Annotated in this window: 18 protein-coding genes and 1 pseudogene; 9 read left to right on the top strand and 10 right to left on the bottom strand. The window is 71.5% G+C overall.

Annotated features, from left to right (window positions below; translation table 11 throughout):
• Nucleotides 1-119: 119 nt before the first annotated feature.
• Complete coding sequence (locus tag WH85_RS20900; RefSeq protein WP_045743605.1) at nucleotides 120-1,763, bottom strand: phospholipase D-like domain-containing protein; 1,644 nt, start codon at nucleotides 1,761-1,763, stop codon at nucleotides 120-122.
• A gap of 46 nt (nucleotides 1,764-1,809) precedes the next feature.
• Nucleotides 1,810-3,390, bottom strand: coding sequence for a peptide chain release factor 3 (locus WH85_RS20895; protein ID WP_045743604.1), 1,581 nt, complete (start codon nucleotides 3,388-3,390; stop codon nucleotides 1,810-1,812).
• 197 nt (nucleotides 3,391-3,587) lie between these two features.
• On the opposite strand from WH85_RS20895, the gene WH85_RS20890 reads away from it, so the two are divergent.
• Nucleotides 3,588-3,968, top strand: coding sequence for a PPOX class F420-dependent oxidoreductase (locus tag WH85_RS20890; RefSeq protein ID WP_045743603.1), 381 nt, complete (start codon nucleotides 3,588-3,590; stop codon nucleotides 3,966-3,968).
• Between the two features lie 44 nt (nucleotides 3,969-4,012).
• On the top strand, nucleotides 4,013-4,756 hold the full coding sequence (locus tag WH85_RS20885) for a hypothetical protein (protein ID WP_045743602.1): 744 nt from the start codon (nucleotides 4,013-4,015) through the stop codon (nucleotides 4,754-4,756).
• 52 nt (nucleotides 4,757-4,808) lie between these two features.
• On the opposite strand, the gene WH85_RS20880 is transcribed toward WH85_RS20885, so the two are convergent.
• Entirely contained in the window at nucleotides 4,809-5,207 is a 399-nt protein-coding gene (locus tag WH85_RS20880) for a cellulose binding domain-containing protein (RefSeq protein ID WP_045743601.1), read from the bottom strand.
• Between the two features lie 132 nt (nucleotides 5,208-5,339).
• On the opposite strand from WH85_RS20880, the gene WH85_RS20875 reads away from it, so the two are divergent.
• Both WH85_RS20875 and WH85_RS20870 read left to right on the top strand, forming a co-directional pair.
• Complete coding sequence (locus WH85_RS20875) at nucleotides 5,340-8,312, top strand: AfsR/SARP family transcriptional regulator (RefSeq protein WP_045743600.1); 2,973 nt, start codon at nucleotides 5,340-5,342, stop codon at nucleotides 8,310-8,312.
• 54 nt (nucleotides 8,313-8,366) lie between these two features.
• Entirely contained in the window at nucleotides 8,367-9,224 is an 858-nt protein-coding gene (locus WH85_RS20870) for a DUF4394 domain-containing protein (RefSeq protein ID WP_045743599.1), read from the top strand.
• Nucleotides 9,225-9,437: 213 nt separating this feature from the next.
• Here WH85_RS20870 and WH85_RS20865 read toward each other — a convergent pair whose 3' ends face one another.
• Entirely contained in the window at nucleotides 9,438-10,145 is a 708-nt protein-coding gene (locus WH85_RS20865) for an alpha/beta fold hydrolase (protein ID WP_045743598.1), read from the bottom strand.
• Between the two features lie 129 nt (nucleotides 10,146-10,274).
• Between WH85_RS20865 and WH85_RS20860 the strand changes: the two genes are divergently transcribed.
• The 3 genes and pseudogenes from WH85_RS20860 to WH85_RS20850 all read left to right on the top strand — a co-directional run bounded on the left by WH85_RS20860 (nucleotide 10,275) and on the right by WH85_RS20850 (nucleotide 12,006).
• On the top strand, nucleotides 10,275-10,625 hold the full coding sequence (locus WH85_RS20860; protein WP_045743597.1) for a winged helix-turn-helix transcriptional regulator: 351 nt from the start codon (nucleotides 10,275-10,277) through the stop codon (nucleotides 10,623-10,625).
• A gap of 29 nt (nucleotides 10,626-10,654) precedes the next feature.
• Nucleotides 10,655-10,831: pseudogene (locus WH85_RS54155) on the top strand (LD-carboxypeptidase); the annotation flags it as partial.
• Nucleotides 10,832-11,130: 299 nt separating this feature from the next.
• The gene (locus WH85_RS20850; RefSeq protein WP_157411121.1) at nucleotides 11,131-12,006 is read left to right on the top strand and encodes a hypothetical protein; all 876 of its coding nucleotides are present in this window, start codon (nucleotides 11,131-11,133) and stop codon (nucleotides 12,004-12,006) included.
• Between the two features lie 203 nt (nucleotides 12,007-12,209).
• Here WH85_RS20850 and WH85_RS20845 read toward each other — a convergent pair whose 3' ends face one another.
• Nucleotides 12,210-12,545 carry a hypothetical protein gene (locus tag WH85_RS20845; RefSeq protein WP_045743594.1) on the bottom strand — a complete coding sequence of 112 codons (336 nt, stop codon included), beginning with the start codon at nucleotides 12,543-12,545 and terminating at the stop codon, nucleotides 12,210-12,212.
• Nucleotides 12,538-14,247, bottom strand: a complete 1,710-nt coding sequence (locus WH85_RS20840; protein ID WP_045743593.1) for a hypothetical protein — start codon at nucleotides 14,245-14,247, stop codon at nucleotides 12,538-12,540. The genes WH85_RS20845 and WH85_RS20840 overlap by 8 nt, the downstream gene beginning before the upstream one ends.
• Before the next feature lie 87 nt (nucleotides 14,248-14,334).
• Here WH85_RS20840 and WH85_RS20835 point away from each other — a divergent pair, with 87 nt between their 5' ends.
• Nucleotides 14,335-14,952, top strand: a complete 618-nt coding sequence (locus WH85_RS20835) for a hypothetical protein (protein WP_052720583.1) — start codon at nucleotides 14,335-14,337, stop codon at nucleotides 14,950-14,952.
• A 102-nt stretch (nucleotides 14,953-15,054) separates the two neighbouring features.
• Here the strand turns inward: WH85_RS20835 and WH85_RS20830 are convergent, their stop codons facing one another.
• Entirely contained in the window at nucleotides 15,055-15,927 is an 873-nt protein-coding gene (locus WH85_RS20830; RefSeq protein WP_045743592.1) for a phytanoyl-CoA dioxygenase family protein, read from the bottom strand.
• A gap of 179 nt (nucleotides 15,928-16,106) precedes the next feature.
• A complete protein-coding gene (locus WH85_RS50595) occupies nucleotides 16,107-16,265 on the bottom strand; it encodes a hypothetical protein (protein WP_157411120.1) in 159 nt (52 codons plus the stop codon).
• A 288-nt stretch (nucleotides 16,266-16,553) separates the two neighbouring features.
• Between WH85_RS50595 and WH85_RS20825 the strand changes: the two genes are divergently transcribed.
• A complete protein-coding gene (locus WH85_RS20825) occupies nucleotides 16,554-17,573 on the top strand; it encodes an LLM class oxidoreductase (RefSeq protein WP_045743591.1) in 1,020 nt (339 codons plus the stop codon).
• 79 nt (nucleotides 17,574-17,652) lie between these two features.
• On the opposite strand, the gene WH85_RS20820 is transcribed toward WH85_RS20825, so the two are convergent.
• Complete coding sequence (locus WH85_RS20820; protein WP_052720582.1) at nucleotides 17,653-17,940, bottom strand: helix-turn-helix domain-containing protein; 288 nt, start codon at nucleotides 17,938-17,940, stop codon at nucleotides 17,653-17,655.
• A gap of 83 nt (nucleotides 17,941-18,023) precedes the next feature.
• Nucleotides 18,024-19,067, bottom strand: a complete 1,044-nt coding sequence (locus WH85_RS20815; protein WP_045743590.1) for a helix-turn-helix transcriptional regulator — start codon at nucleotides 19,065-19,067, stop codon at nucleotides 18,024-18,026.
• Between the last annotated feature and the right edge of the window lie 65 nt (nucleotides 19,068-19,132).

Here is a 19,132-nt window from a genome sequence, read left to right as displayed (position 1 = left end):
CGACGCACGCTCCGAGTACGCGTACACCTCCGCCGGTCTATCTCGGCAGTGCCGTGTTGCTCTTCGTCGCCGCGCTGGCCGGGTTCCTCGCGCTGATCAAGCGCCGGAAGACGCGCACGTCAACGTGAAATCCCACGCTCAGCGCGGAGAAGGCCCGGGCGCCGCCGTCCCTCCCGCCGCAGCACCGCCGGCGAGTAGCGGGCCGGCGTCAGCACCCACTCGGTGGGAGCGAACCCGGCCGGCGCCCCCGCCCTCCGCCACGTCTGCGGCGGCTGACCGTCCGGCAGCCATTCCCGGCGCCAGATCCCCAGGGCGGTGTCCAGGTCGGCGAGCGCCGGGGCGAGCTGTTCGCCGACCGGTGTCCGCAGATGTTCGCCCCACAGCGTGACCCGCAGGTCGCGGACGAGGCCGCCGGTAGTCACCAGCGTGGAGGTGATCTCGCTGTCGGTGCCGACCATCGAGCGGCTGAAGAAGTTCGCCGAGCCGATGCTGGCGAACACGTCGTCGACCAGCATCAGCTTGGTGTGGACGGTCAGGTTGTCGATCCGGTACATCACCACGTTGCGGCGAGCCGCGTCCGGAAGCCGGTCCAGTACCCGCCGCCGCAGGTCATGGGTGATCACCGGGGCGACGGTGCTGCTGCCCCCGTCGGCGGGATCCTTGCGGCCCGAACCGACGAGGATCACCTTGACGCCACGGCGGGCGGCGGACCGCAGGGCGTCGTACAGCTGGAATCGGGGATCCCCGCCGGGCGCCTCGTGAAAGTACTGGTCCTCGAGGTAGATGTAGCGTTCGGCGGCGCCGATGGCGGTGGCCATCGCGTGGTAGACCTCCTGGATCCCGGCCCGGACCACGTTCGCCCGCCGCATCCGGTGCCATCCGCGCCGCCGGTACAGACTCCACGGCCGGTAGGAGCGCACCACCTGCACCGCGGTGCCCTCCGCCGGATGCGACGGCTGTTCCGCGACCGGCGGCAGGTCGAGCGGCGCGTCCGGCGGGTTGATCACGACCCGTTCGCCGCTGTAGAGGTGGAAGTACTCCGGTGGCAGGTTGCTGGCGAGGAACCGCGGCGGCAGGGCTGTGGTGTTCTGCCACCGGAACTGGAACGTCTCCCGCACCCGGACGGCCGCCGGGCCGTGCAGCCGGGCCGCCGCGTCGTGCCAGCCCCAACGGTGCAGGCCGAGCCGGAGCCGCCGGTGCGGCGCGTGGTCGAAGCGGGTGGGCGACAGGTCGAGACCGCCGACGTAGGCGGTCAGCACCCCGCCGTGGTTGAACACCACCAGTTTCTGATGGTTGGATCCCAGCGCCGGACCGGACCAGTCCAGCAGCACCCGGTTCTCCAGGGTCGGCCCGCTGTCCCGCGTCGACGGCTTCCACGCCCGGATCACCCGCGCGGCCAGCGTGTTCGCCAGGAACGGCCCGACCGGCAGCCACGGCACACCACCGGAGTACTCGGCCGCGCTCAACACGATCCGCACGTCGACACCGTCGGCGGCCTTCTCGGCGAGCACGTCGGTGAACGACCGGTACCCGGCCTCCCCGACCGTACGCCCGGTCAGATCGAGGTGCGGGTCGGCCTGATATCCGGCGATGTAGACGGCGTCGCCGGGCGCCAGCGCCGCCATGTGCCCGGCCAACTCGGCGAAGTACGACGCACCGTCGATGATCGGTGCAAACCGTGAGTTCTCGGTGAACGTCGGGCACGCCTCAGTGGCCGGCGGCAGATACCGCCCGATCAGATCGGTCAACAACGCATGCGGCATGCCGTGATTAGACCGGAACTCCGGCGGGCGTGTCGGCAACGGTCGCCTACTCCAGGTTGAGGTCCGGGTAGCGGCCGGCGATCGAACGCATCCGCCACTTGTGCGGGAAGACCGCGAGCAGGGCGCCGTCGCGGACCCGGGTCATCACCTCGACGTTCGACTCGGCCTTGAGGATCTCGCGGCCGGCCGCGTCGGTGCGCATCGCCAGCTCGTACGGCAGGAAGTCGAGATGCACCTTGACGCCGAACTCGGCCTCGAGGCGGTGGGTGGCCACCTCGAACTGCATGGGGCCGACCGCGGCGAACACCGGGGTGCCGTCGCCGCGCTGCTCGGACCGCAGCACCTGGACGACACCCTCACCGTCGAGCTGTTCGATGCCGCGCCGGAACCGCTTGAACGCGCCGGTGTCGTTGGCGCGCACCGCGGCGAAGTGCTCCGGCGGGAACGACGGCAGCGGCGGGAACTGCACCGCCGTACCCGCGTAGAGGGTGTCGCCGATGCCCAGCGCGGTGGCGTTGACCAGGCCGACCACGTCACCGGGGAACGCCTCGTCGATGGTGTCCCGGCCCTGGCCGAAGATCTGCTGCGCGTACTTGGTGGCGAACGGCTTGCCGGTGCCGGAGTGCGTGACGATCATGCCGCGTTCGAACTTGCCGGAGCAGATCCGCATGAAGGCGACCTGGTCGCGGTGCGACCGGTTCATGTTCGCCTGGATCTTGAAGACGAATCCGGAGAACGAGCCGTCGACCGGGTGTTCCGGACCGGCCAGCGTGGGCCGTGCGGACGGCGGCGGCGCGAGTTCCAGAAGAACGTTCAACAGCTGGCGTACGCCCAGATTGGCGACCGCCGCGCCGAAGAGGACGGGCGTGCTCTTCGCCGCCAGGAACTCCTTCTCGTCGTAGTCGGCGCCGGTCAGCTCGAGAAGCTCCAGTTCCTCGGTCGCGGTGGTCCAGTCCGCGCCGAACCGCTCGGCGGCCTCCTCGGCGGACATCTCCTCCTCGATGGCGAGATCCGCGCCGCCGGGGGAGCGTTCCATCCGGGTGAACCGGCCGGTCCGCCGGTCGATGACGCCCTGGAAGTGCCCGGCGATGCCGACCGGCCAGGTCAGCGGGGTCGGCTTCAGCCCGATCCGCTGCTCGATCTCGTCCATCAGCGCCAGGGCGTCCAGGCCCGGCCGGTCCCACTTGTTGATGAAGGTGATCACCGGGATGCCGCGCTGGCGGCACACCTCGAAGAGCTTCAGCGTCTGCGGCTCCAGGCCCTTCGCCGAGTCGAGCAGCATGACCGCGCTGTCCACCGCCGTGATCACCCGGTAGGTGTCCTCGGAGAAATCGGCGTGACCGGGCGTGTCCAGCAGGTTGATCACGGTGTCCTGGTACGAGAACTGCAGCGCGGCGGATGTCACCGAGATGCCGCGCTCCTGCTCCATCGCCATCCAGTCGGACACCACGCCCTTGCGGTCACCCTTGCCGTGCACCGCACCGGCCTGCCCGATCACTCGCGCGTGCAGGGCCAGGGCCTCGGTCATCGTCGACTTGCCGGCGTCCGGGTGCGAGATCACCGCGAACGTACGCCTCCGGGCCGCCTCCGCGGCGACCCCCGTCGCCGACGCCACGTTCTGACTCACGATCCCGCTCCCCAAACTGCCGATTTCTTAACCTTCCCATCATGCCCTCCCGGCCGGAGCGGCCGGTCCGGTGGGTGGCCCGGGGCCGACCGGGCCACGCGATGCCGGCGGAACGATCAGTCCGCCGCCGCACGGACCGATCGTTCCGGGGCCGACGCCTACCCGGGCGGACCGAGCGGCCCGCTAAGGTCAACAGCATGAGTGCCGGGGCGCAGTTCGCCGCAACCAAGCAGATCAGCCTGACCACCTACCGCAAGGACGGCACTCCCGTCGCCACGCCCGTCTGGCACGTCGTCGAGGGTGACACGATGACGATCATCTCGGAGGCGGACGCCTGGAAGGTCAAGCGGATCCGCAACAACCCGCGGGTGCGGGTGACGGTCTGCGACATCCGGGGCAAGGTGGCCGATGGGGCGACCCCGGTCGACGGGACCGCCCGGGTGCTCGACGAGCGGGAGAGCCTCGCCGCGCGGGACCGGATCGCCCGCCGCTACCTCATGTCGCGGGTGGGGAACTGGTTCGCCAAGGCGTTCCGGGTGAAGCGGAAGCCGATCGTCGGCATCGTCATCACCTTCTGAACCGGCGTCTTCTGCAGGATGGCGTCACAATGCCACGATGAGCCATGACCCGACTGTTCCTCGCGGGTGTGGTGACGGCTTCCGCGGCCGTGGTGCTGGTCTCCCTCGTTCCCTATTGGCACCTGCGGCGTTTCCTCGACCATCGGGCGGCCCGGCGGTTTCCCCGGATCGCGCCGGACCCCTACCTGGTGATCGCCACGGTGTGGTCGCGAACCGATGACGGTGTTCTCGCCGCGGCGGCCGCCGCGCTGCTCGGGGCCGGTCTGATCACCGTCGGCCCGGACGGGGTGGTGCGGGTGACCGATCGGGGTTCCGCGCCGCGGCATCCGCTTGAGGCCGCCCTGCTGGGCTGTCTCTACCGGGCCGGGCGGCCGGTCACCCTGGCCGAGATCCGGTCGGCGGGCGAGTGGCGGGCCCGCCGGGACGCCTTCTTCCGGGTACGCGTGGAGCTCCTGCCCCGTGGTGCCCGGCAACGGGCCGACGGTGTCGCGTGGACGGCGATGGTAATCGTGGTGGGGTTGTCGCTGTTCTACACGGTGCAGCTCACCTACTTCGGCGAGACGCTGATCGTGCCGTTCGCGGTGCTGTGGTTGCTGGTCGTCGTCCCGGTCGGCTGGACGGTCAGCGGGCGGTGGCCGCGCCGCCGGTACCTGTTCCGGGAGTACTGCGCGGAGCAGCCGCCGCACCCGGCCCTGTCCCGGCTGGACACGGCCGGCCGGGACCGGCTGGTGGCCAGCCTGGCCCACCAGCCGCCGGCCGGACGGAAGGTGCAGCCGGAACCGTGGTGACCGTGCCGGCGCCCCGGATCTGCCACGGGGCGCGGGCCGTGGAGGCGTCGACTCATGAGGTCGTGCACAGGCTGTCGTTGATGCGGAACTCGGCGGGGCGCGGTCCCTTCACGTCACCGGTGGCGTTGAAGCCGACCTGCACCGACCGGCCGGGCTCGACCTTGGCGTTGTACTCGTAGCTGGTCCCGGTGACGTTCTGGCCGTCCACCGTGAAGGTCGCCTCCCAGCCGTTGCGGAACGTCTGCGCGACCGGCAACGCGAACCGCAGTGTCCAGCCGTACAGGATGACCGTGCCGGTGTTGGTGATGGTGACCTGACCGGTGAACGACACCGCGTCGCCGTAGGTCAGGTAACCGACGTGGCAGCTCGCGGGCTCGGCGGCGAGCGCCGGGACGGCCGGGCCGAGCAGGGCCGCGGACAGGCCGGCGGCAAGGGTGAAGAATCGACGCATCACGATGGTCTCCCGTGCTTGTGGTATCGGTTCGAGCCTGCCTAAGGTTCGTCAGGGGGACTGGATCCTCACTGGACGGTGGCTGGACTGCGCTGGGCGCCGGGGGTGGGGTCGTGCGCCGGGGGTGGGAGCGTGCGGATTCAGGTGCTGGGCCCGGTCCGCGCCTGGCTCGGCGACGCGCCGGTGGAGCTCACCTCGGCCGGCCGGCGCGCGGTGCTGGGCCTGCTCGCGGTGGCGGGTGGTCAGCCGCTGGGCCAGGCCGAGCTGATCGGGGCGCTGTGGGGTGACCGGCCGCCACCGAGTGCCGCCAACGTGATCCAGACCCACGTCAAGCATCTGCGCCGGCTGTTGGAGCCGGGCCGGGCGTTCCGCTCGCACAGCGCCGTGCTGCCCCGGGTCGGCGACGGCTACGCCCTGCGCGTCTCGGACGCCAACCTGGACCTGCTGTGCTTCCGGCGGCTGCTGGCCGAGGCGGCGGCCGCGCAGCGTACCGGCGAGTTGCGCACCGCGGCCCGGATGCTGGCCGAGGCGCTGGCCCAGTGGCGGGGTGCGCCGCTGATGGACGTGCCGGCCCTCGCCGGACACCCCAAGATCCTTGCGCTGGCCGAGGAACGGCACGTCGCGGTGGGCCGCTACGGCGAGTTGATGATCGCGCTGGGCGCGGTGTCCGAGGTGCTGCCCGCGCTGGAGGAGGCGGCCGCGGCCCAGCCGCTCGACGAGGCCGGCCAGGCCCGGCTGATCCGCGCCTACACGGCGGCCGGGCGGCGGGCCAAGGCGTTCGCGACCTTCCACGACATCCGGCACCGCCTCGCCGACGAACTGGGCGTCGACCCCGGGCCGGAGCTGGCCGCCGCCCACACGGCCCTGCTGCGCGAACCGGCCGCGACCACCGGGGAATCCCCGCCGGCCCCCACGATCACCACCGATGAGGGGGTACGCCCGAAGCCCGCTCAACTCCCCGCGGTCGTCGCCGGGTTCACCGGACGCGACGGTGAACTCGCCGCCCTGGATCGCCTGGTCACCGGCGGCGACCAGGTCATCGTGACGGTCTGCGGCACCGCGGGCGTGGGGAAGACCGCGCTCGCCGTCCGCTGGGCGCACCGGGCCCGGGCCCGGTTCCCGGACGGTCAGCTGCACGTCAACCTGCGCGGCTACGACACCGAGGCCCCGATGAGCCCGGAGGACGCCCTCGCCGGGTTCCTCCGCGCGCTCGGCATGCCCGGCGGCGACATCCCGCCCGGACGCGACGACCGCGCGGCCGCGTACCGGAGCCTGCTCGACGGCCGTCGCATGCTCGTCGTGCTGGACAACGCCGCCACCGTCGAGCAGGTCCGCCCGCTGCTGCCCGGCACCGCGTCCTGCGCGGTCGTGGTGACCAGCCGCGACATGCTGCCCGGACTGGTCGCCCGGCACGGCGCGGGCCGCCTGGTCGTGCCGCTGTTGCCCGGTGGTGAGGCGCTGACCCTGATCACCCGGCTGATCGGTGACCGGGTGCGTGACGACCCGGCGGCCGCGTCCGACCTGATCGGCCGGTGCGCGCGGCTGCCACTGGCGTTGCGGATCGCCGCGGAGCGGGCGGCCGGGCGACCGGAGACGCCGCTGCGGGACCTGGTCGCCGAACTCGCCGACGAGAGCCGCCGCCTGGAACTGCTGAACGCGGACGGTGACCCGTACACCGGGGTCGGGGCCGTGTTCTCCTGGTCCTACCGGCAACTCCCACCGGCCGCGGCCCGCGCGTTCCGGCTGCTCGGACTGGTGCCCGGACCGGACACCGGCGGGTACGCCGCCGCGGCCCTGCTGGGCACCGACGTCCCCGAGGCGGCCGCGCTGCTGGAGGTACTGGCCCGGGCACATCTGGTCCAGCCGGTGACCGCCGGCCGGTACACCCAGCACGACCTGCTCCGCGCGTACGCCAAAGATCGGGAAAGGGGTGAGGGCGACCAGGCACTCGGCCGGCACGCCGACGCCGTGCTGTACACCGCGACCAGGGCGATGGACACCCTCCACCCGGCCGAGCAGCACCGGCGGCCCCGTGTCGAGCAGCCGGACGCGCCGGTCCCACCGGTCGGTGACACCGCCGGGGCGCAGGCCTGGCTCGACCGGGAACGCGACAACCTGGTGGCGCTGGTGGCGCACACCGCGGTCCACGGCCGCCCCGGGCACGCCGTCGGTCTCACCCTGACGCTGCTGCGTTACCTGGAGAGCGGCGGGCACTATCCGGAAGCGGTCGTGATGCACGAGCACGCGGTCCGCGCGGCCCGGCTGACCGGTGACGCCGCCGCGGAGGCGCAACTGCTGACCAACCTCGCGGTGATGGACGTCCAGCAGGGACACTACGAGCGCGCGGAAACGGTGTTGCGGCGCGCGGTCACCCTGGCCCGAGCCTGCGGCGACCATGCGGCGCAGGCCCGTGCGCTGGGCAATCTCGGACACGTTGACCAGTGGCGGGGCCGGTACGACGACGCCGCCGACCGGCTGCGCGAATCACTGGCCCTGTGCCGTCTCACCGGCGACCGGGCGGCCGAGGCACGGGCGCTCGGCAACCTCGGCCAGGTGTTCAGGCGGCAGGGCCACGACGAGCAGGCCGCCGCCTATCTCAGCGAGTCCGCCCGGATCTGCCGCGACATCGGTGACGCGGTCGGCGAGGGGTACGCCCTGGTCAGCCTCGGTGACATCGCCGCGCGGCAACGCGACACCCGGCGCGCGGCCCGGGTGCACCGCGAAGCGCTGGCGATCTTCCGGCGGACGAACGAGCGCGCCGGAACCGCCCTGGCCCTGGACGGTCTGGGCGCGGTCACCCAGGACACCGTCTTCCTCCGCGAGGCCCTGGAGATCTTCCAGCGGCTCGGTGAACGCGCCGGCGAGGCCCGCGTCACCAACAGCCTCGGCGAGGTCCTCACCGTCACCGGGCAGCCCGCCGACGGCCGCGACCACCACCGGGCGGCCCTCGCCCTGGCCACCGGCACCGGCGACCGTTACGAGACGGCCCGCGCCCACGCCGGCCTGGCCCGGGCCGCCGAGGCGCTCGGCGACCCGGGCGCCGCCGAGCATCACCGGGAACAGGCCCGCAGCGGGTATGCGGCGATCGGCGCGCCCGGCTGGTGACCGCTCCATTCCGCGTCCAGTCCCGGTCCATTCCGCATTCCTAGTTTTCGATGCATGAATCGTTCAACGCGTTTCCGCAAGCTTGCCGCCTCCGCAGCCGTCCTCGTCACCACCACCGGGGCCGTGATCGCCGGGCAGCCCGGCAGCAGCGCGGCCGCCACCGCGCCGTCCCTGCAGGCGTTCGGCATCGCCGGCAACGGCACCCTGATGCTGGCGTTCTGGACGAACACGCCGGACCGCAACGACTGGGTACGCCGGATCACCGGACTCGCCGGCGACACCGCGGTCATCGGCATCGACATCCGCGTCCAGGACGGCAAGGTGTACGCCGTCGGCAACCAGGGCGGCATCTACGTCATCAGCCTGACGAGCACCGCCGCCACCAAGGTGTCCCAGCTGCAGGTGGCGCTCTACGGCACCAGGTTCGGGGTGGACTTCAACCCGGCCGCCGACCGGCTCCGGGTGATCAGCGACAACGGGCAGAACCTGCGGCACAACCTGGCCGACCACACCACCCTGGAGGACACCACCCTGACCACGCCGCCGGCCACCGGTCCGGCCAAGGGGGTGACGGCGGCGGCGTACACCAACAACGACCTGGACGGCAGTACCGCCACCACCCTGTTCGACATCAACACCACCACCGACCAGCTGGTCATCCAGTCCCCGGCCAACAACGGCTTCCTGGCCCCCACCGGTAACCTGGGCGTCGACGCGGCACTGGACGCCGGCATCGACATCTTCAGCGACCTGAGCGGCGGCAAGACCGTGTCGAACACGGCGTTCGCGGTGCTGACGGTCGGCGGTTACCAGACGCTGTACATGGTGGACCCGCTGACCGGCACAGCGTCGAGCGTCGGTGTCTTCCCGCTGGACGTCTCGGACATCGCGGTGGCCCTGGACGCCTCATAGACACGTTTCGTGGTTCAGCCTCCGCGTGGTGACTTCGGGCGCCCAGCGCGCCCGAAGTCACCACGCTTTACGACGGTGTGGTGATTTGGGGCGCTCAGCGCGCCCGAAGTCACCACGCTTTACGACGGTGCGCTCAGCGCGCCCGAAGTCACCACGCGGACGGGGTTCGCGCCCTGGCCGCGGAACGTGACGGCCGGGGTGGTCCGTCCCGGATCAGCCTGCCACCCGCAGCAGCAGCGCGGCCAACTCGGCCGGCACCGTGATCATGCAGTCGTGCCCGGACGTCAGCTCCCAGACCCGCCCTGAGGTGGCCGGGCGCCGTGCGAACCCTTCCGGCTCACTGCCGACACAGTGGATATGGGTACGCGGAACCGCATCCGCCGCCGGATCGTCCAGCCGGACGGGCTCGGTGAGGCAGCGGACCGGCTGGTCGCCGAGCATGGTCCGAACCCAGGCGACGTCGGCCGGATCGGTCACGCCGAACAACCCGTGCCCCGGCATCTCCGGCAGCGGCGGGATCCGCCACGGCTCGCGGGTTCCGGCCGCCGCGTCGATCAGCGCCTTCGTGATCGGCATGACGTCGGCGGCCGTCTCGCCGTGCACCGGCACCATGGCGTCCAGGAAGACCAGTTCGGCGATCCGCTCCGGTACCCGGTTCGCCACGTTGGCGATGACCATCCCCGCGTAGCTGTGACCGACCAGGATCACCTCGGTCAGGTCCTCGGCGAGGATCAGGTCGACGATGTCGTCGGTGTGGGTGCCGAGGCCGACCTCCGGGCCGAACAGGTGCGTCTTCTCCCCGTACCCGGAAAGGGTGGGTGTGAGAACGCGGTGGCCGGACCGGCCCAGAAGCGGAACCACCCGCGCCCAGGCCTGCCCGCAGTGCCAGGCGCCGTGCACCAGAAGATAGGTCTTGCCCATGGAAAAGCATCTCCCTGTGGGATTCGGAACGTGCGGAGATGCGGCGCCGCAGGAATGATCCTCGGCCGGAGAGGGTTCCTCCGGCAATCAGGCACTTTTTTCTGCCCCGGTTCCCTGGAGGTAACCAGCATGAGCGAGCCGTCCCGCGAAGGCGGATGCAAGGCCATCGTCGCCGACAAATGGACGCTGGTCGTGCTGCACTCGCTGATGCCGGGCCCGCGCCGGTTCACCGAGATCAAACGGGGCCTGGACGGCATCAGCCAGCGCATGCTGACGGCGACGCTGCGCGGCCTGGAACGCGACGGCCTGGTGACCCGGACCGTCCACGCCGTGATGCCGCCGAACGTCAGCTACGCGCTGAGCCCGCTGGGCAGCGAGATGCTGGCGGCCGCGGCCCCGCTGATGGTGTGGAGCACCACCAACCTGCCCCGGATCCAGCAGGCCCGCGCCGGCTACGACCGTGATCGAATCACGTCATGACTTCTCCTCAGCCGCTGTGACCCGGTGACGTGGTGGCGCTGGTCGCGCCGTGTGGATGGGTGCCGCCGGAACTGGTCGAGGCGGCCACCCGCACCCTGACCGGCTGGGGTTTGCGGGTCCGGGCCGGTGACAACGTGCTGCGCAGGCACTTCTACCCGGCCGGGACCGATGAGGAGCGGCTCGCCGACCTCGACGACGCGTTCCGGGACCCGCAGGTGCTGTCCGAGCAGCTCGGGGCGTTCGGCGTTCCGCTACTCGGTGGCCTCCCGTTCGGACACGGCGAGCAGCAGATCGCCCTGGGACTGGGTGTGCCGGCCGTCCTCGACGCGGATACCGGAACACTGACGGTGGCACCGGTTGCGCCTGTCGCCCGCTGAGAGGCGGACGACAGCCCGCCGACTGTCGTGCCGGTCGCCCGCTGAGGCGCGGGATTCACACCGAAAGGCCAGCCTGGATCAGTCCTGCGGGTGTGTCCGGCATCATGATCCATCGATAGGGTTGCCCGATGGTGTGTCTCACCTGTGGCCTAGAGAACGATCCCGCCGCGGCGGTGTGCGCCCGGTGCAACAGCGTGCTGGACGCGGCGACCGTGCCGATGGTTGCGCCGCATCCGCGATCAGGGCCCGATCCGCGGTCCACGCCGGACCCGCGGTCCGGACCCGATCCGCGGTTCGGGCCCGACCTGCGCCGGCCCCGGGGTCGTCTGCTCCCGATCGTGGCCGGGGTGACGGTGGCCGTGTTGATCGCGGTGATCATCGGGCTGGTCGTCCGCGAGCCGGGGGAGCCGGACGCGCCGGTCGCCGGTGACCAGGACAACCCGGTCGCCACGGTCACCGTGGTGCCGCCGGTGGAGCCGTCGGTGGTGTCCCCGCCTTCGTCCTCGTTCTCGCCCTCGCCTGAGGTGACCGAGACCCTCGCGCAGGAGACCGCCGATCCGGTGGCGCAGGGCCGGGCTGTCGACGGGCTGCTCCGGCGCAGCGGCGTCACCCGGGACAAACTCAACGAGGCCATCGACCGGGTGCACCGTTGCACGGGACTGTCCGGGGCGCTCGCCGACATGCGCGAGGTGGGCGAGGAACGCCGCGACCAGATCGGCGAGGCCGGCGCCGCCGACCTGTCCGCGCTGAGCGACGGCGAGGGCATCCGGTCGGCGCTGGTCACCGCCCTGCAGCACTCGCTGGACGCGGACGCGGCGTTCGTCGACTGGGCCGAACCGGCCGCCGCCGGCAGTTGCACCGACAGCGCCGCACGGCGGGCCGATTACTCCCGCGGCCAGTCCGCGTCGAAACGTGCCGGCACCGCCAAACAGGCGTTCCTGGACCGGTGGAACCCGGTCGCCGCCGAACTGGGCCTGCCGTCCCACACCCGCGACGACATCTAGGCACTTTCGCAGTCAGGGTCTGCCTCTGTGGTGAATACGGGCGCGCTGGACGCCCGAAGTCACCACACCCACAACAGCGTGGTGATTTCGGGCGCTCAGCACGCCCGTATTCACCACACCACCAGGGGTGTGGTGAATTGGGGTGTTCAGCGCGCCCGAAGTCACCACGCGGATGGGCTTCGCACCCTGACCACGAAACATGTCTAGAACGGCCAGTTCGCGGCGATCAGACCGCCGAGGACGAGACCGGCCGTCGTCACCTCCTGGACGTCGGCGGCGCTGGAGGCGAGGGCCCGCAGGCGGTCCTGGACGCGGGTGCGGGCTTCCGGCGTACCCTCCCTGATGTCCTCGGTGATGGCGGCGACCTGAGCGCCGGCATAGACCGGGTCGGGGTGGTGGTCGCGGATCGCGGCGAGCAGGTCGCGGACCTGGTCGGCCGGTGCGGCGTAGTTGTTCTGGATGTTGGTGTTCCGGCCGCCGAGGGACTGCTGGCCGCCGCTGATGTTCATGCTGCCGATGTTCAGGTGCTGGTCAGGCACGGGGTCCTCCGGTGGGGCGGGCCCGGGTGGCGCCCGGGCGGTTGTTCTGGATGTTGGTGTTGGTGCCGCCGAAACTCTGCTGTCCGCCGTGGATGGTCATGTTGTCGATGGACACCATCGTGACCGCCTGACGCAGTTCGGTGGTGTCGACGCCCTGCTCGTCGAGGAAGTCGAGCACGGTCTCGCTGACCGTGCGGTCGAGCAACTTGATGTACTTCTCCGCGTCCAGGTGCTGCATGAACTTCACCGTGGGCCGCTGCGCGGCGAGCTCGCGTACGCTGAAATGCGCCCCGTAGTCGTAGAACTTGTAGTGGTCGGCCCGTCGTCCGTGCCGGGCCATCCGGCCGGGCAGCCAGATCATGTCCCAGGCGAGCGTGGCCAGATAGCGTGGCCCGAGCAGGTTGTCGTGGGCGAACGTGAGCAGGGTGTCCCAGGCGGCGTGCACCGGGATGCGTTCCGCGCGCAGGTTGTCGACCAGTTGGTAGAGCGGGTGCACCTGCGGCATCACGGTGCAGACGAACTCGGTGTACAGCATGCCGCCCTCGACGGCCAGGTGCACGAACGCGGTGACGCCGATCCCGGAGTCCTGCGCCGGCAGGACGAGCCGGCCGTCCGGCGTGCGGATCTCCTTGCCGTTGGCGGGGACGACGGCCCGCAGGTAGTGCCGCAGCCCACCCTGCGGATTGGTCATGATCGCCGCGATGGTCTCCGGGGACGCCAGCGTGCGCGGGGTGCGGGTCTGCGGGTCGATCAGCGGATCGTCGCGTCGTCGGTTGCCGTCCGCCGCCACGTACGGAACCACGTAGATGTTCGGGATCCGCTCGCCCTCCCGCAGCGATGGATGCCGCAACGCGATGATCACGTCGTGGACCCGCTGGTTCAGGGCGGCGCTGTCGATCTGCACCGGCGCGCCGCCGTCCCGGGCCTTCAGCGACGTGGCGAACGACCAGCTGTGCTCGTTCCACCCGGCGCCGGCGAACGGGTCGATGTCCTGCACGCAGATGTTGCCGCGTTGCATGGCGGCGACCACGCCGAGCCGCCACTCGACCCGCGGATTGTTGCTGCGCGGCACGACCGGGGCGATGCCGGGGGCCAGCTCGGTGACGAGGACGCCGTAGACGTGCCGGCGGGACAGGAACAGCGTCAGGAACATGGCCCCGGTCAGCAGCACCGGGGCGAGCAGGAAACCGGCGCTGACCAGGCTGCCGCTCACCGGCACGCTGTCGGTGGGGTACCCGAAGTCGTCGCTGAACGAGCCGACCAGGCTGCTCGCCACGTACGAGAGGACCAGGTAACCAGCAAAGCAGGACAGCACCCCGACGAGCCCGGTGACGACGGCCAGCCGGACTGCCGGCGGCAACTCCCGCAGCAGCGCGGACCGGGCGCCGACGACGACCGCGCAGACGAGCAGCCAGCCGATGGTGGCCAGCGGGTTCACACACAGGCCGATGATCAGGAGTGCGGTGACCAGGCCGTACCGGAGAAGCATCAGACGCCGGGCGCGCAGGCAGTGCCGGACCACCGGGTCCAGGTCGAAGCCGTAGGAGGGTGGCACGGCCTTGCACTCCGACTCGACCACCTCCCGGATCACCGCGTTGCCGAAGCCGGGATTCAGGTACGGCGCCGCGCACAACTGGCGGGTGGTGTCGTTCAACGTGGTGCCCGGCATGTAGGCGGGCATGCTCAGCAGCGGCGCGTCCATCCGGGCAAGATATCGGTGACGGTGAGTGCACGTCACCCTCCTTTTCGGTCAGTGGAGCCGGATGATCGGCGGTGGGATACTCGGCCGGTGGAGTTGCACCCTCACCTCGGTCGGGACGAACTGGTCGCGGCGTCCGTGCGGGCCGAACCCCGCGACTTCGCCGCCGCCGGGTTCGGCTGCACCCGCCGCATCGACCGGGCCTGTCGCGGCCCGGAGATCTGCTCCCGGCCCCGCACCGGCGACACTGACCGCCGGGTCCGCCGGGAGGGCCCGCTGCCCGGTGGTTGCGACGCGTACCACCTGACGCATCCCGGCGGCTTCGCCTGGGTCGACTTCAGCGCCGGCGACCGGCACCGGGCCGTGTTGTGGTGGGAGAGCCCGGCGGGCGGCATGCTCTGGGTCGACGGCGTGCGGGTCGGCGCGGACCACACCCTGGACGGTTGCGGCCGCTGGCTCGACGACCGTTTCTACGCCGTCCAGGCCGCCGGGCCGGACGATCATCCGGCCCAGTCCTACGCGATGGGCACCCTGGTTCACCAGATCAGATCCTTGCTGGTGTACGACGCCGCCCACGCCCGCACGCACCTGTTCGAGCCGGGCCCCGCCGAGCGCTGGACCGACCCGATCGTCGTTCGTGACGGCGACACCCTGCTGCTGCGCCCCCGTCGCGACGCCGCCCCCGCCCGGACCCTGCACCTGCGGTAGCCGTTCCGAGGGGAACGCGGGCGTCTCGTCGGACCCGCCCGCAACCCGGCCGATGATCTCGAGGCGCCGGAGCGGTCCGAGCGGGCAGGGCGTGTCGCGTGGTCAGCGTAGCCAGGGGACCGAGCGGTCCAGCAGGCCTCGCGCGGAGAGTTCGTGGCGCAGGGGGATCCGCTCGTCGACGTAGCCGTCGCCGCCGATGCCCCAGTGGTTCGCGGCGTTCGGTGAGTCGCCGGCCAACTGCCGCTGCAGCGGGGTGCGGTTGCGCCACCACGGGCTGTTGCGGTCGATCGGCATGTCGTCCAGGGGCCGGACCCAGCGGTACGTGTACCCGACGAACAGGATCTTGCGGGTGACGGTGCTGCGGTTGACGGAGCGGGAGTGCCACAGCCGGCGGTCGAAGATGAACGCGTCGCCCGGGTTCGCGGTGATCTCGATGGCGCCGTGCGGCTCGTCGTCGGTGCGTTCCAGGGTGTTGTTCAGGTGGCTGCCGGGGATCACCCTGGTCGCGCCGCGGCCGGGCTGCGACAGGTCGGACAGCACGTACGCGACCTTCAGCGACATCATCGGGCGCGGCTGGCCGTACACCTCGGGGTCGGAGTTCTGCCGGAATCCGTCCTGGTGCCATCCCCAGGCGGGCAGGGTGTCGTCCGGGTTCGGCGGGGTGACGTCGAGGTGGTTGTGGTGAGAATAGATGTTCCATCCGGCCAGGCCCCACACGTACGGGAAGGTGCCGGGCGTGGTGAGGAGTTCGCCGAACGCCTCGTCGCGGGGCAGGAACCCGCGCAGGTGCAGGGTGCCGTCGGCGCGGAGGTTGCCGGCGGTGCGTTCCTCGTCGTAGACCCGGTCGACGGCGGCTTCCAGGCGGGCCCGCTGCGTCTCGGTGATCGCCTGCCGGATCAGCAGGATCCCCCAGCGCTGGAATTCGTCGCGCTGCCGGGAGGTGATCGCTTCGAATCCTGTCAGTGGTACGGCCATTTCTCTCTCCCCGTGGACGTGTGGAAGTTTCCTATGGGGAAAGTAGAGCGCCGCTCCGTCGAAAAATAGACTGATGTCACTTTGGGGACTGATCGGAGAGGGCCGGAAAGGTGAAGGCGGCACCCGGTGGGCGCCGCCTTCGTGATCAGCTGTGGTCGATGCCCCGGCGGGCTCGCCGGTCAGCCGCCCCAGCTGGTGTCGGTCGTGGTGCCGGGGTTGGGAACGAGCTCTCCGGTCGACACCGTGGGGACGTCGGTGGCGGCGGGCTGTGCCGTTCCCGTGAGGACCGCGCCGCCCACCAGTGCGAGGAAGAAGGCTGCGGCGATCAGTCGTTTCATCGGTGACTCCCTGGTTGATCGGGCGTTCGGTGGTGCCCGACAAGATTCGCAAGGATCGGGGGCCGGGGGTGAGGGGTGGGCGGCGTCACCAAACGGTCAAGCATGAAGGTGAGCTACCACATCGGGGGCGAAAAGGGCATTGATCATCTTTGGTGTCGCGGGTGGCCGCACTCTCTTGCCCTAGGCCAGCGCCGGGTGTGCCATCGTCGGGGTCTCACCTTCCCGGCCCGCCACCGCGGGGCCCTTGCCGGGAGGGACGACCGCATGCCCGGAGGGACCCGAACGTCGATGCGATTCAGCCTGGTCTTCGATCTCGCCGCCCGGGGCGGCCTCGGCGAGGACGGCTTACGGATGTTGCTGGACCTGGCCCGGCTCGTCGACGACAGCCCGATCCGGGCGATCTGGATACCGGACGGCACCGGGTGCCCGTCCGCCGATCCGGCGGTGTTCGCCGCGGCCGTCGCGGTGCACACCGCGACCGTCGGGATCCGCGGGTACGGCATCCAGACCCCGGTGCCCAGCCGGGAACGCCTGGTCGGCAACTGGTCCGTCGTGGACGGTCTCTCCGGCGGGCGGGTCGAGCTGGCCTTCGCCGCGGCCGGGGCCACCGGTCTGCGCGACGTCGACGAGGTGTGCCGCCAGTGGCCCGGGCCGGCCGAGCTGCCGGTCTGGATGGTCGCGCGGACCGCGGCGCAGTGGCGGCAGCTGGACCGGTCGTCCGCGCGGGTGCTGACCACGCCGGGCCAGGTGGGCAGTGCCGCGTTCACCCGCTGGAGCGCACTGCGCGGTGACCGGCCGGGTCCTGCCGTCCTCATGTACGCGTTCGCCGGCGCCAGTGACCGGGAGGCGGTCGCGGCGACCACGGAGCCGCTGCGCCGGCATCTGCGTCGCGGTGTGCGGTCCGGGGCGTGTGCCGAGGGTGCGGTGCGGTCCGAGGGCGCGGCGCGGTCCGGGGCTTGTGCCCAGGGTGCGGTGCGGTCCGAGGATGCGGCGCGGTCCGGGGCGAGTGTCGAGGGTGCGATGCGGTCCGGGGCGAGTGTCGAAGGTGCGATGCGGTCCGCGGCGACGACCGGGCGGGCGGTGCGGTCCGAGGCCGCGGTAGAGCGGGCGGTGCGGGACGTGCAGGCACGGCACGGGCTGATCGGCGGCGCCGCGACCCTGCACGCCCGGCTCGACGCCCTCGCCGCCCGCGGGGTCGGCGAGGTGGCCTGCCTGGTCGACTTCGGGGTGGACGCGGAGGCGACCGAGCGGGGGATCCACCGCCTGTGTGCGCTGGCCGAACAGTTCCAGGCCGGTCCACGCTGGTGAGAGCCGAGCGGTTCCAGGCCGGTCCGTGCTGGTGTGCCGAGTGGTCTCCGGCCGGTCCGTGCTGGTGAGCCGGGCGGTTTCAGGCTGGTCCGCGCTGGTGAGAGCCGCCGGACGCCCGGGGCGGCCAGGCATCGGCGCGCAGCACGCCGAGCACGTACGCGCGTGAGATGAGCGAGGCACGGTTGCGCGCCCGCAGTGACCGCTGCAGCCGGTTGACGTGGTAGTCGACGCCCTGCCGGCTCAGATGCAGTCGCAGGCCGATCTGCAGGCTGGTGGCCCCGCCCGCCAGCGCCTCGAGGACGCGCAGCTCCGTCGCGGTGAGCGGCTTGAGGCGGCCGGGCGGGCCGGGGACGGTGGGGGCTGACACGGCGGGACCATCTCCTCGGGCTGGCGGGGCTCAGGACATGCTGGCGCCATGATCGTCCCCGGCGCTGCCCGCGGTCCCGTCAGTTAACTGTCTGGCAGCTTGATGGTGTCCGTCCCGGCGAGGTCCCCGGCGGCCAGCATCCCGGTCTGCGCGGCGCGGACGCCGGCCTGGAAGCGGCTCTCCGCGCCCAGTTCCTGCATGATGTCGGCGACGTGCCGGCGGACGGTCCGCAGTGACATGCCGAGCCGCCGGCCGATGGTCTCGTCCTTCAGCCCGGCGCCGAGGAGCCCGACGATCGTGCTGTCGATCTCCTCGGCGACCCGTTGCAGGCCGTCGGACGCCGCGTCGGAGAAGGGTTTGGCGTCTTCCCAGGTCTGTTCGAAGACCTCACGCAGGTAGTGGACGATCGACGTCTCCCGGGCCAGGACGGCGCCGCCCGAGCCGTGGATGTCGGGCAGCAGCACCGACTCGTGGTCGAAGATGATCAGCCGGCCGAACAGTTTGTGGACGGTGCGGTATTCCGCGCCGAGGCCGGACATCGCGGCCACGTACGCCTGGCTCGGCCCGTCGAAGCGGGCGGTGTGGTGGTACAGCGTCCTTATCCGGATGCCCCGTTTGACCTGCCGGATGTCCCGGGCCATCGCCTCCTGCATGGCCTCGGGCACCCGGTTGCCGCCGGGCTGGCTGGACAGGATCTCGCTGCGGCACTCCTCGGAGGCCTGTTCGATGAACGCCCGGACGCCGGCGATGCCGGGGATGTGTTCGACCAGGCCGCTGCTGCGCCGCCGACTGTCCAGGTAGTCCAGGCGCAGGGCGCCGAGGCCCTCGCGCAGGGAGCGCAGCCGTTCCTGGCGTTCGCGGATCTCCTGTTCGATCGGTGTGGCCATCACGGTGGCCACCAGGTCGGGGTCGACGGCGACGTGCCGGCCGGGGATGGTGGGGTCCTCCCGGAGCAGGCCGGCGTCGACGCATCGGCGCAGGCCGGCCTGCGCCTCGTCGGCTGACATCTCGAGGTCCGAGCATGCTCGGACGGGATCCCACTGCCAGTCGTTGAGGGCGAGCCATCGGTAGACGGACACCTGACCGGGCGTCGGAGCGAGGTCCTGCTCACGCGAGCCAGCGTGCACCGGCTGATCAGCTCCTCACGCTTCCGCGCCCCGGGTGTGGGGCCGAATCGAGTGATCATGGTGCC

This window comes from Actinoplanes rectilineatus, from assembly GCF_000962825.1.
Lineage (GTDB): Bacteria > Actinomycetota > Actinomycetes > Mycobacteriales > Micromonosporaceae > Actinoplanes > Actinoplanes rectilineatus.
The sequence above is the reverse complement of the archived record's forward strand: the minus strand, read 5'-3'. Positions and strand labels throughout refer to the sequence as shown.

What these genes read in the sequence shown, in the direction of transcription:
- WH85_RS20900 (WP_045743605.1), bottom strand. Translation starts at nt 1,763, where the DNA reads ATGCCGCATGCGTTGTTGACCGATCTGATCGGGCGGTATCTGCCGCCG.
- WH85_RS20890 (WP_045743603.1), top strand. Translation starts at nt 3,588, where the DNA reads ATGAGTGCCGGGGCGCAGTTCGCCGCAACCAAGCAGATCAGCCTGACC.
- WH85_RS20885 (WP_045743602.1), top strand. Translation starts at nt 4,013, where the DNA reads ATGACCCGACTGTTCCTCGCGGGTGTGGTGACGGCTTCCGCGGCCGTG.
- WH85_RS20880 (WP_045743601.1), bottom strand. Translation starts at nt 5,207, where the DNA reads ATGCGTCGATTCTTCACCCTTGCCGCCGGCCTGTCCGCGGCCCTGCTC.
- WH85_RS20870 (WP_045743599.1), top strand. Translation starts at nt 8,367, where the DNA reads ATGAATCGTTCAACGCGTTTCCGCAAGCTTGCCGCCTCCGCAGCCGTC.
- WH85_RS20865 (WP_045743598.1), bottom strand. Translation starts at nt 10,145, where the DNA reads ATGGGCAAGACCTATCTTCTGGTGCACGGCGCCTGGCACTGCGGGCAG.
- WH85_RS20860 (WP_045743597.1), top strand. Translation starts at nt 10,275, where the DNA reads ATGAGCGAGCCGTCCCGCGAAGGCGGATGCAAGGCCATCGTCGCCGAC.
- WH85_RS20850 (WP_157411121.1), top strand. Translation starts at nt 11,131, where the DNA reads ATGGTGTGTCTCACCTGTGGCCTAGAGAACGATCCCGCCGCGGCGGTG.
- WH85_RS20840 (WP_045743593.1), bottom strand. Translation starts at nt 14,247, where the DNA reads ATGGACGCGCCGCTGCTGAGCATGCCCGCCTACATGCCGGGCACCACG.
- WH85_RS20830 (WP_045743592.1), bottom strand. Translation starts at nt 15,927, where the DNA reads ATGGCCGTACCACTGACAGGATTCGAAGCGATCACCTCCCGGCAGCGC.
- WH85_RS50595 (WP_157411120.1), bottom strand. Translation starts at nt 16,265, where the DNA reads ATGAAACGACTGATCGCCGCAGCCTTCTTCCTCGCACTGGTGGGCGGC.
- WH85_RS20825 (WP_045743591.1), top strand. Translation starts at nt 16,554, where the DNA reads ATGCGATTCAGCCTGGTCTTCGATCTCGCCGCCCGGGGCGGCCTCGGC.